The organism is Phycicoccus mangrovi, assembly GCF_018729305.1.
GTDB lineage: Bacteria > Actinomycetota > Actinomycetes > Actinomycetales > Dermatophilaceae > Phycicoccus > Phycicoccus jejuensis.
The window spans coordinates 1-13,729 of sequence record NZ_JAHHWP010000007.1; the positions used below are offsets into that span (position 1 = coordinate 1).

A 13,729-nucleotide genomic window follows, 5' to 3' on the forward strand; every position below is an offset into this window, starting at 1 on the left:
CGGTCGCTTGGGCCCCGGGGCGGGGCATAGGCACCCGGCCACCCTACCCGGCGGCCGGGGACGCGGACGGGCCCGGACCCCTCGAGGAGGTCCGGGCCCGTCCGGGGTGCGTCAGCTGAAGCTGTCGCCGCAGGCGCAGGAGCTGCCCGCGTTGGGGTTGTCGATCGTGAAGCCCTGCTTCTCGATGGTGTCCGAGAAGTCGATCGTCGCGCCCTCGAGGTAGGGGGCGCTCATCCGGTCGACGACGACCTCGACACCGTCGAAGTCGCGGACGAGGTCACCGTCGAGGGTGCGCTCGTCGAAGTAGAGCTGGTAGATCAGGCCCGAGCAGCCGCCGGGCTGGACCCCGACGCGCAGCCGGAGGTCGTCGCGCCCCTCCTGCGCGAGCAGGGAGGCGACCTTGGAGGCGGCCACGTCCGTGAGCAGCACGCCGTGGGCGGCGGTCTCGGTGGTGGCCTCGGTGGTCTGGAGCTGGTCGCTCATGGGTGAGGACTCCTCGTCGCTGTCGGTGGGCCGGCCGGGTGGCCGCCACGAGGGGGAACCCCGGGCGGGGCCTCGGTGTTCCCGGACTCCTCCACTGTACGTCGCGCCCCCGACGGACGGCGCCCCCGCCCACTCCTGTGCCGTCAGCGGGACGGGGACCAGGTGCGCGCGACGCGCCGGGCGCGGGCCCGCAGGGTGCCGACCGGGTCGGCGAGCATCGCGTCGACCTCGTGCGGGTGGTCGGCGAGGGCGTAGCAGCCGGCGAGCCCCATCGTCATCGTCTCGCGGCGCCCGACGAGCAGCTCGCCGGCGACGACGACGGCCGGGCGGCCGGTCGCGGCGGTGGCCTCGGCGACGCCGGAGACGACCGAGCCGCGCACGGAGGTCCAGTCGAGCCGGTCGGTCGCCGTGACGACGAGGTCGCTGCCCGCCGCGGCGACGTCGAAGCCGGTGAGGCGCAGCACCTCGGTGACCGCGGGCACCGGCCGGGCGCCGAGGACGAGCAGCGCGTAGCCGAGGCCCCCGGCGGCGCCGGCGCCGAGCTCGCGGTCGAGGCGACGCGGCTGCCCGCTCAGGAGGTCGAGCGGGCGCGGGACCGCCCGGCCGACGACGTCGGTGAAGTGGCCGAGCGCGGACTCCAGCGCCTGCGAGGTCTCGGGTGTGGCGCCCTTGCCCGGCGAGCCGACGGCGCTCGTGCCCGAGAGGCCGAGCAGCGGGGTCTCGTCGTCGGTCGCCAGGACGATCTCGGTGCCCGAGAGCCGGTCGAGCACCCCCGGGAGGCCGATGAGGGCGGACTCGTCGGCGCCGCGCAGGGCGAGGCCCCCGCGGGCGAGCACGTCGGCGGGACCGGCGCCGAGCGCGGCGAGCATCCCCGCTCCCCCGTCGTTCGTCGCACCGCCGCCGACCCCGACGACGACGCGGTCGACGCCCTCGGCGACCGCGGCCTCGAGCAGCTGCCCGACCCCCCAGGTGCTCGTGATGCCCGCGTCGCGCTCGTCGGCGGCGAGCAGGTGCAGGCCGATGGCCTGCGCCGCCTCGACGTAGGCGGTGCGCCGCCCCGGCTCGTCGACGAGCAGGAGGGTCGCGGGCACCTCGCGCCCGAGCGGGTCGCTCACGGTCGTCGCGACCATGTCACCGCCGCAGGCGCGGGCGACGACGTCGAGGAAGCCCGGCCCGCCGCCGGAGAGGGGCAGCAGGCGCACCTCGTCGTGGGGGGCGCCGAGGGCCCAGCCCTCGGCCATCGCGGTGGCCACCTGGACCGGCCCGAGGGTCGAGCCGAAGGCGTCGGGGGCGATGAGCACGCGCACGGGGCGAGCGTATCGCCGCAGGCCCTGGCGGGTGTCGGTGGACGGGCCTAGGGTCGCGCCACCAGCCCAGCCGCCAGGAGGCCCTCGTGACCGAGACCCAGCCCGCCGACCTCGACCCCGAGCGGGTCGCCCTGCTCGAGGCGCTCGCCCAGCAGCGGTACTTCTTCCTCCACACCGTCGAGGGCCTGACCGACGAGCAGGCCCGGCTCACGCCGACCGCCAGCAGCCTCTGCCTCGGCGGGCTCGTCAAGCACGTCGCCCTGACCGAGCGCGGATGGACCGACTTCGTCGAGCACGGGACGATGGCCGGCGGCGACGACGCCGACCTCGAGGCCCGGGAGCGGGAGTTCCGCCTGCTCGAGGACGAGACGCTCGACGGCGTCGTCGCCCTCTACCGCGAGGTCGCCGCCCACACCGACGAGCTGGTCCGCACCGTCGACCTCGACGCGAGCCACCCGCTGCCGCCCGCGCCGTGGTTCACCCCGGGCGAGCACCGCAGCGCGCGGCGCACCTTCCTCCACCTGCTCTCCGAGCTCGCACACCACACCGGCCACGCCGACGTCATCCGCGAGACGGTCGACGGTCAGAGGTCGATGGGCTGACCGCCTAGGATCGGTCGCCGTGACCACCACGACCGGCACGCCGCAGCACGCCCCGCTCCCCCTCCTCGTCCTCGGGCAGGGGCGCGAGCTCGCGACCGAGCGGGGGGTCGAGTGCCCCGGCGACCTGCCGGCACCATCCGACCCCGGGCTCGTCGAGCGCGCCCGGGCCGCTCGCGAGGCCCTCGGCGACCGTCTCTTCGTCCTCGGGCACCACTACCAGCGCGACGAGGTCATCGAGTTCGCCGACGTCACCGGCGACTCCTTCAAGCTCGCCAAGGAGGCCGCGGCGCGCCCGGACGCCGAGTACGTCGTCTTCTGCGGCGTGCACTTCATGGCCGAGTCGGCCGACATCCTCACCTCCGACGCCCAGACCGTCGTCCTGCCCGACCTCGCGGCCGGCTGCTCGATGGCCGACATGGCCGCGCTCGACCAGGTGCAGGAGTGCTGGGACGACCTCGTCGCCGCCGGGGTCGCCGAGGCGACCGTGCCGGTCACCTACATGAACTCGTCCGCGGCCATCAAGGCCTTCACCGGGCGCCACGGGGGCACCGTCTGCACCTCCTCCAACGCGCGCACCGCCCTCTCGTGGGCGCTCGAGCAGGCCGGTGACGGCGGCAAGGTGCTCTTCCTCCCCGACCAGCACCTCGGCCGCAACACCTACGTCCGCGACCTCGGGGGCGACCTCGACGGCTGCGTCGTCTGGGACCCGCACCGTCCGATGGGCGGGCTGACCCCGGAGCAGCTGCGCGACGCGACGATGATCCTCTGGCGCGGGCACTGCTCGGTCCACGGCCGCTTCTCCGTCGAGGCGGTGGAGGCCGCCCGCCGCGAGGTGCCGGGCGTCCGGGTCATCGTCCACCCGGAGTGCCGCCACGAGGTCGTCGAGCTCGCCGACGAGGTCGGCTCGACCGAGAAGATCATCAGGACCATCGCCGCCGCCCCGGCCGGCACGGCCTGGGCCGTCGGCACCGAGCTCAACCTCGTGCGGCGCCTGGCCGCGCAGTTCCCCGAGCAGCGCATCCTCTTCCTCGAGAAGAACGTCTGCTACTGCTCGACGATGAACCGCATCGACCTGCCGCACCTCGTGTGGGCGCTCGAGTCGCTCGTCGACGGCCGCGTCGTCAACCCGATCCGCGTCGACCCCGAGGTCGCGCACTGGGCGAAGGTCGCGCTCGACCGGATGCTCGCCCTCCCCGGCGAGACCTCGAAGGACTGACCCACCTCACGCCTGCGCGGGCCGCCCGGTGTCCCGGACGAGGTAGAGCCAGGGGAAGGCGCGCACCGCGACGACCCACCCGTCGCCCTCGTACGCGCCGGCCGGACGCGACCAGAGCACCCGGCGGTGCTCCCACTGCGTCGGCGTCCGCACCATCCGGTGGCGCAGCATCCCGGCCCCGACCGTGCGCCAGCCCTGTCGCCCGGCGAGCTCGAGCTCGGGCATCTCGTCGAAGGCGGTGACCGGGCCGAGCCAGCGCTCCTCGGCCTCGGTCGGTCCGTCGTCGACGACCCCGCCGAACCGCTGCTGGGCGGCCTGCCGGCTCAGGCCGAGGACCTCGCCGACGGCGGCCCAGCTGCGGCCGTCGGCCCGGGCCGCGGCCACCGCCTGCTGCAGGAGGTCGCGGGTCGCGGTGTGCGCGCTCGCGGCCCGCGCGACGAGCGCGAGGGTGTCCGGCGCCTCCTGCGCCCCGACCGGCCCGAGCACGACCCGGGCGAGCCGGTCGGCCAGCGCCTCGTCGGGCTCGGCCGCGGGCGCGAGCGGCTCAGGCGTCACGGTCACGGCTCGGCAGCCAGAGTCGGTCGCCGCCGGATGCCCGGCCCCAGAGGCCACTGCCGATGGTCGCGGCGCCGAGCACCATGAGGGCGACGGTCATCCCCTGGAACAGCCCGTGGACGAAGCCGGAGTCGACGACCCGGCTCAGCCAGAAGGTGACGAGGCCGGCGAGCACGAGGGTCGTGCCGCCGCCGAGGGCGGTGCGTTGCGCGGTCATGCGTCAACCATCCCTTGACGTTGACCACATGTCAAGGGATGGTTGACATCAGACGTCAGCCGGCGTGGACGAGGCCGTCGTCGCCGACGTGCGGGTTGTGCGCGGTCGGGACGCGCTCCCCCACCGGCGGTGGGCCGGGCGGGGAACCGTCGCCGAACGGCCGTCCGCCGAGCTCCTGGCGGCCGTGCGGCGTCGCCCAGCCGGAGAGGTCCGGGCCCGCCGGCACGACGCCCGTCGGGTTGATGTCGCGGTGGACCTCGTAGTAGTGGCTCTTGACGTGCACGAAGTCGGTCGTGTCGCCGAAGCCGGGGGTCTGGAACAGGTCGCGCGCGTACGCCCAGAGCACCGGCATCTCGCTCAGCTTGCTGCGGTTGCACTTGAAGTGCCCGTGGTAGACCGCGTCGAAGCGCGCGAGGGTCGTGAAGAGCCGGACGTCAGCCTCGGTGATGGTCTCGCCCATGAGGAAGCGGCGGGTCGCGAGGCGCTCCTCGAGCCAGTCGAGCGCCGTGAAGAGCCGCTCGTACGCGGCGTCGTACGCGGCCTGGGTGCCGGCGAACCCGCAGCGGTAGACCCCGTTGTTGACCTCGGTGTAGACGCGCTTCATCACCACGTCCATCTCCTCGCGCAGCGCCTCGGGGTAGAGGTCCGGCGCGCCGTCGCGGTGGTGCTCCCGCCACTGCGTCGACAGGTCGAGGGTCAGCTGCGCGAAGCCGTTGGTCACGACCTTCCCGCTCGGGACGTCGACGAGGGCGGGCACCGTGATGCCGCGCGGGTACCCCGGGAAGCGCTTCTCGTAGGCGTCCTTGATCCGCGGGATGCGCAGGACGGGGTCGAGGCCGTCGGGGTCGAGGTCGAAGGTCCACGAGTCGGCGTCGTGCGTCGGGCCGCAGATGCCCATCGAGATCGCGTCCTCGAGGCCGAGCAGGCGCCGGACGATGATCGCCCGGTTCGCCCAGGGGCAGGCGCGGGCGACGACGAGCCGGTAGCGCCCGGCCTCGACCGGCCACTCGTGCTCGCCGGCGCCGTCGACCGTCACCCGGTCCTCGATGTAGGTGGTGTCGCGCTGGAAGTCGTCCTCGACGTACGTGCCCTGGGCCACGGCCGGTCCTCTCTCGATCAGGCGGGGAGTGCGCCGAGACGGCCGAGGAGGAGCGCCTCGGCGAGGCACACCGCCTCGAACTCGGCGAGGTGCAGCGACTCGTTCGCGCCGTGCGCGCGCGTGTCGGGGTCCTCGACGCCCGTCACGAGGATCGCGGCGTCGGGGAAGCGCTCGGCGAAGGCGGCGACGAACGGGATGGACCCGCCCACACCGATGTCGACCGGCTCGGTCCCCCACGCGTCGGTGAACGCGGCCCGCGCCTGGTCGTAGACCGGGCCCTGCGCGTCGGCGGCGAAGCCGAGCCCGCGCTCCTCGAGCTCGACCTCGACCTGCGCGCCCCACGGCGCGTTCGCCAGCAGGTGGGCCTTGAGCGCCTCGAAGGCGGCGAGGTCGTCCTGGGTCGGCGCGAGGCGCATCGAGACCTTGGCCCGGGCGGAGGGGACGAGGGTGTTGGAGGAGCGCTCGATCGTCGGCACGTCGAGGCCGATCGTCGTGATCGCCGGGCGGGTCCACAGGCGCGAGAGCAGCGACCCGGTCCCGATGACCTCGACGCCGTCGAGCAGCCCGGACTCGGCCCGCAGCCGCGACTCGGGGTAGTCCAGGTCGGAGGCCTCACCCGCATCGAGACCGGTGACCGCGACGTCGCCGGCGTCGTCGTGCATCGTCGCGAGGAGCCGGACGAGCGCGGTGATCGCGTCGGGGACGGCGCCACCGAACATCCCGGAGTGCACGCCGTGGTCGAGGGTCGTCACCGTGACGACGACGCGGATCATCCCGCGCAGCGTCGTCGTGAGGGCCGGCTCGCCGACGTCCCAGTTCTGGCTGTCGGCGAGGACGATGGCGTCGGCGCGCAGCCGCTCGCCGTGTCGCTCGAGGATGGTCGGCAGCGAGTCCGACCCGATCTCCTCCTCGCCCTCGACGAAGACCGTGACGCCGACGGGGAGGTCGTCCCCGTGGGCGCGCAGCGCGGCGACGTGGGCCATCACCCCGGCCTTGTCGTCGGCGGCGCCGCGGCCGTACAGCCGGCCGTCGCGCTCGGTCGGCTCGAACGGCGGGGTGTCCCAGAGCGCCTCGTCGCCGGGGGGCTGGACGTCGTGGTGGGCGTAGAGCATGACGGTGCGCGACCCGGGTGGGCCGGGGCGGTGGCCGATGACCGCGGGCCGGCCGCCCTCGCGGACGATCTCGACCTCGAGCCCCTCGGCGCGCAGCAGCTCGGCGGTCGCCTCGGCGCTCGCCTCCACGTGGGCCTGGTCGAAGGCGTCGAGCGAGACGGACGGGATGCGGGTCAGGGCCTCGAGGTCCGCGCGGACCTGCGGCATCAGCTCGCGGATGCGCTCGCGGAGGGCGGTCTTCTGGGCGTCGGGGAGCACGTCGGTCACGTCTCGAGACCCTACCGACCCGCGGGCCGCCGGCGGCGCCCGCGCCCCGGGCGGACAGGGGCACCCCGCGGGTGCACCTAGAGTTGGCTCCGTGTTCGGACGCAGCAAGTCGAGTGAAGAGGCTCCCGCGGAGCAGGCGCAGGCCGCCCGCGAGGGCGCCAAGGGCCGCCCCACGCCGAAGCGGCGCGACCAGGAGGCCGCCCGCAAGCGTCCCCTCGTCGTCACCGACCGCAAGGCCGCCCGCGGCCGCGACCGGCAGGAGCGCCGCGAGCAGCTGGCCAAGGTCCGCCGCGCGCTCGAGACCGGCGACGAGACCCACTTCCCGCCGCGTGACCGCGGCCCGGTTCGTCGCTACATCCGCGACTTCGTCGACGCCCGACGCAACCTCGGCGAGTTCCTCCTGCCGGTGATGCTCATCGTCCTCGCCCTCAGCCTGGTCAACCAGCCGGCGATCTTCGCCGCGAGCGTCTACCTCACGTGGGGCGCAGTCCTCCTCGTCGTCATCGACACCGTCCTCATGTGGCGCCGCCTCAAGGGCCGCCTCGTCGAGAAGTTCGGCGCCGACGGCGTGCCGAAGGGCAGCGTCTCGTACGCGGTCATGCGCGTCTTCCAGCTGCGCCGCAGCCGTCGTCCCGTCCCGATGGTCGCGCGGGGCGAGTACCCGTCCTGACCCGCGCGCCTCAGCCGCCGCTCGCCCCGCGGGCGAGGCAGAGCGCCGAGCGCATCGTGCCGTAGCCCCGGGCCGACAGCGGCGACTCGTCGCGGTCCGCGGCCGTGCACGCGTCGGCGACGACGGTGGGCGCGAGCCCCTCGCTCGCGACCGCCGGCGCGGTGTCGCAGGCACCGTCCGCGACCGAGGCCAGGCCGGTGCCCGCGACCTGGTCGTCGCGCGCGCACCGCAGGGTCCGCAGCGACTCCCGTGACAGCACCCAGCCGAGCGGCGCCGCGATGGAGGGCCGCGTCGGCTGGTAGAAGACCTTGACCGCCGGGCCGCGCCAGCGCTCCAGCGCCTCGCAGGCCGCGCCCGTGACGTCCTCGCACCCGGGGACGACGTCGCGCGTCGCGAGCACGTCGAGCGCCCGGTGCAGCTGGGTGTCCGTCGACGACAGCCCCGCCGTCGCCGCCCCCTTGGTGAGCAGCGGCACGAGGACCTCGTTCGTCGCCCCGGCCCGGTCGGCCGACAGGTCGCTGCCCTCGCCGTTGTCGAGGTAGACGAGGACGGGGAGCACGAGCGGGGCGTCGCGGCGGCCTGCCGTCACCGCCGCGTTGTGCGCCCGCAGGACCGGCAGCCACCGGGGTGCGAGGTCGACGAGCGTCCCGAGCCCGTCGTTGTCGGCGTAGCCGCCGTCGACGACCTGCTGCGTGTCGGGCGATCCCCCGCCGTCCGGGCACCCGGTCGCGACGACGCCCGACGGCGTGACGTAGGGGAAGCGCGAGGCGAGGAGCGCGACGGTGCTCGCCCGCAGCGCCGGTGACCGGCCCGTGCATCCCGTGCGCAGCGTGGCGAGGAGGTCGACCGAGTCGGGCACCGCGGTGGGGGTCCGGCAGTCGCGCGGGTCGGGGGCGGTGTCGAGCCCGACCTGGCTGAGCAGGGTGCGGCACCGGGTCGCGACCGAGGTGGAGTTGAGGACCAGGGCGCCGGTCACCCGTCCGTCCGGCGGCGCGAGGTAGGGCGTCCGCAGCCCCGGGACGGCGCGCTCCCACGCCCGTTCCATCAGCCCGGCGCGGTCGACCCAGCCGCGCTCCCCCGACGTCGGGAACGCCAGGCCGGTGACCGACCGCAGCGGGTCGCGCAGGAGCAGGCCGCTCACCGCCGAGCCGAGCGCGTCCGGGCCGGCCATCCGCTCGACCGCGGGGAAGGCCTCCCCGCTCGTGCCGGCGAAGGCGGACACCGTGAGGCCGACGGCCCCGCCGCTGGCCCCCGACGACACGAGCGCCTCGGCGCAGTCACCCCCGGCGGCGTGCAGCGCGTCGGTCCCGAGGGCGGTCCACGCCGCCGCGCGGATGCCGCCACCCTCGGCGGCGAGGAGGAACAGCGGGCGGACGCGATACGACGTCCCGGGCAGCGGTGTGCCGCAGCCGGGCTGGTCCAGCATCGTCCCCAGCCGGCTCGCGAGGTCGGGTCGGGCCGCGGGGTCCGGGGCGTTCTCGGCCAGGGTGCGCAGGCCGTGCACCCGGGCGTCGCTGCCCGTCAGCCCGACGACGAGGCCGGAGAGGAGCACGAGCGTCATGACGGGGGCCGTGCGCAGCACCGGGGTCATCGGCCGCGAGAGGAGGTCCGGTGCGCCGCCACCCTGGAGCAGGATGACGGTGGCCCCGAGCGGCAGCGCGACGGCGGTCACGGCGAGGAGCATGACGCCGATGACGCCGAGCCGCTCGGCGCTGCCCTCGGGGAAGAGGCCGAGCACGACGAAGAGGGCGACCCCGAGCGCGAGCAGGAGCCAGCCCCCGAGCCGCGAGCGCTTCTGCGAGGTCTCCCCCAGCACCCGCCCCGGCACGAGGGCGACGAGGAGGTCCTCCGGTCCGCGGCGGCCCACGACGCCGGCGACCCACCGGGCGAGCGGCCAGGTGAGGACCGCTCCGACGGCACCGAGCAGCAGGAGGGCGAGGTTCCACCCCTCGCTGCCGAGGGCCACCGGCGCCGTGAACGCGCGGACCAGTCCCAGGCCGGGGATGACGAGCACGAGGACGCCGAGGACGTCGCCGACGACCCGGCTGGTCGCCGCCTGCTCCGCGGTGACCGGCCGGCGGTAGGGGCTCCACGGCACCGGGCCCCCGCGCCGTCGCCACCACAGCGAGCCGGCCCACACGACGAGCGGGATCCCGACGGCCAGGCCGAACCGCACCCCGATGACGTCCCAGCGGCCGAGGAGCAGCCGCGAGAGCGGCAGCCCGACGAGGAGCACCGCGAGCGTGACGAACCACGGCAGGAGCGAGGGCCGGCGGTAGGGCGCCGCGCTGGGCCTCGGGCCGTCGCCGAGGACGCGCATCGCGACGTGGTGGCTGCGCAGCCGACCGACGACGACGACGAGGACCGCGACGAGCGCGGTGAGCACCCCGCTGACGAGCGCGCGCCACGCCGGGCCGGAGTCGACCCACTGCCGCTGCACGTCGGGGAGCTGGTCGAGGACGTCGGTCCCCGAGGCCAGCCCGAGGGCCGCGAACGGGACGACGACGAGCAGGCTGAACCGGTGGGTGTAGAGCGCGCCGGCGACCCGGCGAACCGGGCCCGAGGGCGTGCGGGTGTCCTGCGGCCCGAAGGGCGTCGGGTGCGTCGGCCCGCGCGGGGTGTCGCTGCGCTGCCGGGCGGCGAGGACGACCGCGAGGACGGCCAGGAGCAGCCCGAGCCACTTGACGGCGCTCGCCGTGACGAGTGCGACGGGGTGGCCGGCGCCGTCGGCGAGGTCGACCAGCAGCGCGGACTCGACGAGGTCGGCGACCGCCCCGACGCCGAGCAGCACGAGGGCGGCGACCGACCAGGGCCGCCCGCGCGAGGGCCCCGCGACGGCGGGGCGCAGCAGGGCCGCCGCACCGAGGGCGTACAGCGCGACGAGCCCGACGTCGACGAGGGCGTAGGCCACGACCCAGCGGGCCATCCCGGGGACGGCGGCCACGGTCGGCGCCACGAGCGCCCAGCTCTCCCGGGTCGCCCCGGGCGAGAGCACCGCGCCGAGCGAGGTGAGCCCGCCGAGCGACACGGTCCGGCCGGCCGTCACGACCTGTGCGACGAGCCCGTCGAGCTGCGCGAGCGCGATGACGGCGGCGACGAGGGCGCTCGCCCAGCCCCCGGCCAGCGCCGCACCCTGGGAGGGCAGCCCGGCCGCGAACGCGTCGCGGACCGGCGTCGGCTCCGTCGCCATGCGGACCTCCTCACCCGGCCTCGCCGGCCCGTCGACCCATCGTCCTCCGGCAGGAGGCGGTGTGGCCGGACGGTGATACGTCCCGGCGCGTCAGGGTGCCGGCTCGAGCCCCATCGGCCCGTAGACCACCGCGCCCTCCCGGTGGAGGGTCACCGAGGCGACCCCGGCGTCGGCGAGCTCGTGCCAGACCTCGCCGAACCAGCTCTCGGCGTCGGACTGCGTCGGGAACGTCGTGGTCGTCGTCGGCTCCCCGGTGACGGGGGCGCCGTCGGCGTCCGCGAAGGTCCAGGACCACTGCTCGCTCATGCGCCGCGCACCCCCGCCTCGACGAACGGCGGCTTGCTGACGGTGGCCGCCACCGCCCGGCCGCGGACGTCGATCGAGACCTCGTCGCCGAGGGTGACCGACCGGTCGAGGAGCGCGAGCGCGACGCCCTGCTTGCGGGTCGGCGAGAAGGTGCCGGAGGTGACCTCCCCGACGACGGCGCCCGAGGCGTCGGTCACCGCGCAGTGCGAGCGCGGGATGCCCCGGCCGGTGACGACGAGGCCGCGCATCAGCCGGCTCTCCTTCGCCGCGCGCTCGGCGGTCAGCGCCTCCTTGCCCCAGAAGGCGTGCTTGTCCCAGCCGACGGCCCACGCCGCGCCGGCCATGACCGGCGTGATGTCGAGCGAGAGGTCGTTGCCGTGCAGCGGGTAGCCCATCTCGGTGCGCAGGGTGTCGCGGGCCCCGAGGCCGGCGGGCAGGCCGCCCTCCTCGGCGACCGCTGCGGCCAGCGCGTCCCAGACCGAGCCGGTGACGTCCCAGGCGGGGACGATCTCGTAGCCGCGCTCCCCCGTGTAACCGGTGCGGCAGACGATGACCGGCAGCCCGTCCCACTCGGTCTCGACGAAGCTCATGTAGTCGTGGTCGACGGGCAGGCCGAGCCGGGCGAGGACCTCGTCCGACCGCGGGCCCTGGACCGCGATGACGCCGTAGCGGTCGTGGAGGTCCTCGACGACGACGCCCTCGGGCGCCGCGGCGGCCAGCAGCTCGACGACCCGCGCGGTGTTGGCCGCGTTGGGGATGAGGAAGACGTCCTCGTCGGAGCGCAGGTACTGGATGAGGTCGTCGACGACGCCGCCGTCCTCGGTGCAGCACATCGTGTACTGGGCCCGGCCCGGTCCGATGCGCCGCAGGTCGTTGGTCAGGCAGGCGTTGACGAACTCGGCGGCACCCGGTCCGCTGACCCGCGCCTTGCCCAGGTGCGACACGTCGAAGAGGCCGACCCGCTCGCGGACCGCGGTGTGCTCGGCGACGACACCCCCGCCGGGGTACTCGATCGGCATCGACCACCCCCCGAAGTCGGCCATCTTCGCGCCCAGGGCGACGTGCCGGTCGTGCAGCGGCGAGTGCTTGAGGTCGGTCATGGTCGCACCGTACCGCGAGCCCCGGACGCCCTGCCGGGCCCGGTTAGTCTGCCGCCATGACTTCACTGACCGTGACGACCAAGACCTCCGCCGACCTGCCGGTCGACGCCCTCGTCGTCGGCTCCGTCCGCACCCCCGACGGCGCCGACCTCGCCGCGGGGCACGGGCTGCCGCGCAAGGCCGTCGTCCACCTCCAGGCGGTGCTCGCCGACCTCGAGGCCACCGGGAAGGCCGAGGAGGTGCACCGCGTCGTCGCGGTGCCCGGTGTCAAGGCGACCTCCGTCGTCGTCACCGGCCTCGGCGAGGGCACGACCCGCCGGACCTCCTTCGAGCACACCGTCCTGCGCGAGGCGGCCGCGTCTGCGCTGCGCTCGGTCCGCGGCAAGAAGGCGGTGGGCGTGGCCCTCCCGACGCCCGACGCCGAGTCGCTCTCGGCGGTCGCCGACGGCGCCTTCGCCGGCTGCTACGTCTACGACAAGGCCGCCCCCCTGCCCGCGCGCAAGGGCCGCCCGGCCGCCGCGCCGGTCACGGGCCCGAAGATCGTCGTCGTCTCGGGCCTGGGCCAGGGCAAGGCCGCCAAGGACGCGGTCGCCCGTGCCGGGGTCCTCGGTGCCGCCCGCGACTGGGCCCGCGACCTCGTCAACATGCCGCCGAACCTGCTCTACCCGCAGTCGTTCGCGGACGCCGTCAAGAAGCGCGCCGCGGAGTCCTCCGCGAAGATCACCGTCTCGGTGCTCGACGAGAAGGCGCTCGTCAAGGGCGGCTTCGGCGGCATCACCGGCGTCGGCCAGGGCTCGTCCAACCCGCCGCGCATCGTGACGATGAGCTGGTCCCCGTCGAACGCCAAGGGCTCGGTCGCGCTCGTCGGCAAGGGCATCACCTTCGACACCGGTGGGCTCAACCTCAAGCCGTCGACCGGCATGGTGACGATGAAGTGCGACATGGCGGGGGCGGCCGCCGTCGCCGCCACCGTCCTCGCCGCCGCCGAGACCGGTGTGCCGGTGGCCGTCACGGGCTATCTCTGCCTCGCCGAGAACATGCCGAGCGGCACCGCGCAGCGGCCGAGCGACGTCGTCGTCATGCGCGACGGCACGAGCGTCGAGATCCTCGACACCGACGCGGAGGGCCGGATGGTCCTCGGCGACGGCATCTGCCTCGCCGCCGAGAAGACCCCCGACTGGATCGTCGACATCGCGACGCTGACCGGCGCGCAGATGATCGCCCTCGGCGACGACATCGCGGGCGTCATGGGCAACGACGACGCCTTCCGCGCGAAGGTCGTCGCGGCGGCCGACGCCGCGGGCGAGGGCGCCTGGCCGATGCCGCTGCCGGCGGCGCTGCGCGCCAAGCTCGACACCCCCACCGCCGACATCGCGCACAAGGGCGACCGCGCCGGCGGGATGCTCACCGCCGCGAAGTTCCTCGAGGAGTTCGTGCCCGAGGGGATGACGTGGGCGCACGTCGACATCGCCGGGCCGGCCTTCAACGAGAAGGGCCCGAAGGGTCGCAACCCCAAGGGCGGCACCGGGTTCGGCGTCTCGACGCTGCTCGGCCTCGTCGAGGGGCACGCCACGCGCGCCTGAGCACCGACCGCACGACGCACGG

General features: G+C 75.3%; 13 protein-coding genes. 4 read left to right on the plus strand and 9 right to left on the minus strand.

Annotated elements, in window-relative coordinates; all coding sequences use genetic code 11:
- Positions 1-111 precede the first annotated feature (111 nt).
- Positions 112-483, minus strand: coding sequence for a HesB/IscA family protein (locus KMZ30_RS04200; protein ID WP_030528221.1), 372 nt, complete (start codon positions 481-483; stop codon positions 112-114).
- A gap of 143 nt (positions 484-626) precedes the next feature.
- Positions 627-1,790 carry a glycerate kinase family protein gene (locus KMZ30_RS04205; RefSeq protein WP_215511459.1) on the minus strand — a complete coding sequence of 388 codons (1,164 nt, stop codon included), beginning with the start codon at positions 1,788-1,790 and terminating at the stop codon, positions 627-629.
- 86 nt (positions 1,791-1,876) lie between these two features.
- On the opposite strand from KMZ30_RS04205, the gene KMZ30_RS04210 reads away from it, so the two are divergent.
- The gene (locus KMZ30_RS04210) at positions 1,877-2,392 is read left to right on the plus strand and encodes a DinB family protein (protein WP_215511458.1); all 516 of its coding nucleotides are present in this window, start codon (positions 1,877-1,879) and stop codon (positions 2,390-2,392) included.
- Positions 2,393-2,411: 19 nt separating this feature from the next.
- Positions 2,412-3,608 (plus strand): quinolinate synthase NadA, encoded by a 1,197-nt coding sequence (gene nadA / locus KMZ30_RS04215; protein WP_215511457.1) that lies wholly within the window; start codon positions 2,412-2,414, stop codon positions 3,606-3,608.
- A 6-nt stretch (positions 3,609-3,614) separates the two neighbouring features.
- Here the strand turns inward: nadA and KMZ30_RS04220 are convergent, their stop codons facing one another.
- The 4 genes from KMZ30_RS04220 to KMZ30_RS04235 are packed head-to-tail and all read right to left on the minus strand — an operon-like array spanning position 3,615 to position 6,798.
- Positions 3,615-4,163 carry a hypothetical protein gene (locus KMZ30_RS04220; protein ID WP_308279544.1) on the minus strand — a complete coding sequence of 183 codons (549 nt, stop codon included), beginning with the start codon at positions 4,161-4,163 and terminating at the stop codon, positions 3,615-3,617.
- The gene (locus KMZ30_RS04225) at positions 4,153-4,380 is read right to left on the minus strand and encodes a hypothetical protein (RefSeq protein ID WP_215511456.1); all 228 of its coding nucleotides are present in this window, start codon (positions 4,378-4,380) and stop codon (positions 4,153-4,155) included. Before KMZ30_RS04225 ends, KMZ30_RS04220 begins: the two co-directional genes overlap by 11 nt.
- Positions 4,381-4,435: 55 nt before the next feature.
- Positions 4,436-5,479: a glutathione S-transferase family protein gene (locus KMZ30_RS04230; protein ID WP_215511455.1), complete on the minus strand. Its 1,044-nt coding sequence runs from the start codon at positions 5,477-5,479 to the stop codon at positions 4,436-4,438.
- A gap of 17 nt (positions 5,480-5,496) precedes the next feature.
- Positions 5,497-6,798, minus strand: coding sequence for a dipeptidase (locus KMZ30_RS04235; RefSeq protein ID WP_215511798.1), 1,302 nt, complete (start codon positions 6,796-6,798; stop codon positions 5,497-5,499).
- 151 nt (positions 6,799-6,949) lie between these two features.
- On the opposite strand from KMZ30_RS04235, the gene KMZ30_RS04240 reads away from it, so the two are divergent.
- Positions 6,950-7,528: a DUF3043 domain-containing protein gene (locus tag KMZ30_RS04240; RefSeq protein ID WP_207021570.1), complete on the plus strand. Its 579-nt coding sequence runs from the start codon at positions 6,950-6,952 to the stop codon at positions 7,526-7,528.
- Between the two features lie 10 nt (positions 7,529-7,538).
- Here KMZ30_RS04240 and KMZ30_RS04245 read toward each other — a convergent pair whose 3' ends face one another.
- The 3 genes from KMZ30_RS04245 to gcvT all read right to left on the minus strand — a co-directional run bounded on the left by KMZ30_RS04245 (position 7,539) and on the right by gcvT (position 12,124).
- Positions 7,539-10,718 (minus strand): hypothetical protein, encoded by a 3,180-nt coding sequence (locus KMZ30_RS04245; RefSeq protein WP_215511454.1) that lies wholly within the window; start codon positions 10,716-10,718, stop codon positions 7,539-7,541.
- A gap of 90 nt (positions 10,719-10,808) precedes the next feature.
- Positions 10,809-11,024, minus strand: coding sequence for a hypothetical protein (locus KMZ30_RS04250; protein WP_215511453.1), 216 nt, complete (start codon positions 11,022-11,024; stop codon positions 10,809-10,811).
- Positions 11,021-12,124: a glycine cleavage system aminomethyltransferase GcvT gene (gcvT, locus tag KMZ30_RS04255; RefSeq protein WP_215511452.1), complete on the minus strand. Its 1,104-nt coding sequence runs from the start codon at positions 12,122-12,124 to the stop codon at positions 11,021-11,023. The genes KMZ30_RS04250 and gcvT overlap by 4 nt, the downstream gene beginning before the upstream one ends.
- Positions 12,125-12,180: 56 nt before the next feature.
- Between gcvT and KMZ30_RS04260 the strand changes: the two genes are divergently transcribed.
- Positions 12,181-13,707: a leucyl aminopeptidase gene (locus KMZ30_RS04260; protein ID WP_215511451.1), complete on the plus strand. Its 1,527-nt coding sequence runs from the start codon at positions 12,181-12,183 to the stop codon at positions 13,705-13,707.
- The last annotated feature ends 22 nt before the right edge of the window (positions 13,708-13,729 follow it).

Excerpts from the sequence above, each read along its gene's own strand:
- KMZ30_RS04200 (WP_030528221.1), bottom strand. The coding sequence starts at position 483 with ATGAGCGACCAGCTCCAGACCACCGAGGCCACCACCGAGACCGCCGCC.
- KMZ30_RS04225 (WP_215511456.1), bottom strand. The coding sequence starts at position 4,380 with ATGACCGCGCAACGCACCGCCCTCGGCGGCGGCACGACCCTCGTGCTC.
- KMZ30_RS04235 (WP_215511798.1), bottom strand. The coding sequence starts at position 6,798 with ATGCCGCAGGTCCGCGCGGACCTCGAGGCCCTGACCCGCATCCCGTCC.
- KMZ30_RS04245 (WP_215511454.1), bottom strand. The coding sequence starts at position 10,718 with ATGGCGACGGAGCCGACGCCGGTCCGCGACGCGTTCGCGGCCGGGCTG.
- KMZ30_RS04250 (WP_215511453.1), bottom strand. The coding sequence starts at position 11,024 with ATGAGCGAGCAGTGGTCCTGGACCTTCGCGGACGCCGACGGCGCCCCC.
- gcvT (WP_215511452.1), bottom strand. The coding sequence starts at position 12,124 with ATGACCGACCTCAAGCACTCGCCGCTGCACGACCGGCACGTCGCCCTG.
- KMZ30_RS04260 (WP_215511451.1), top strand. The coding sequence starts at position 12,181 with ATGACTTCACTGACCGTGACGACCAAGACCTCCGCCGACCTGCCGGTC.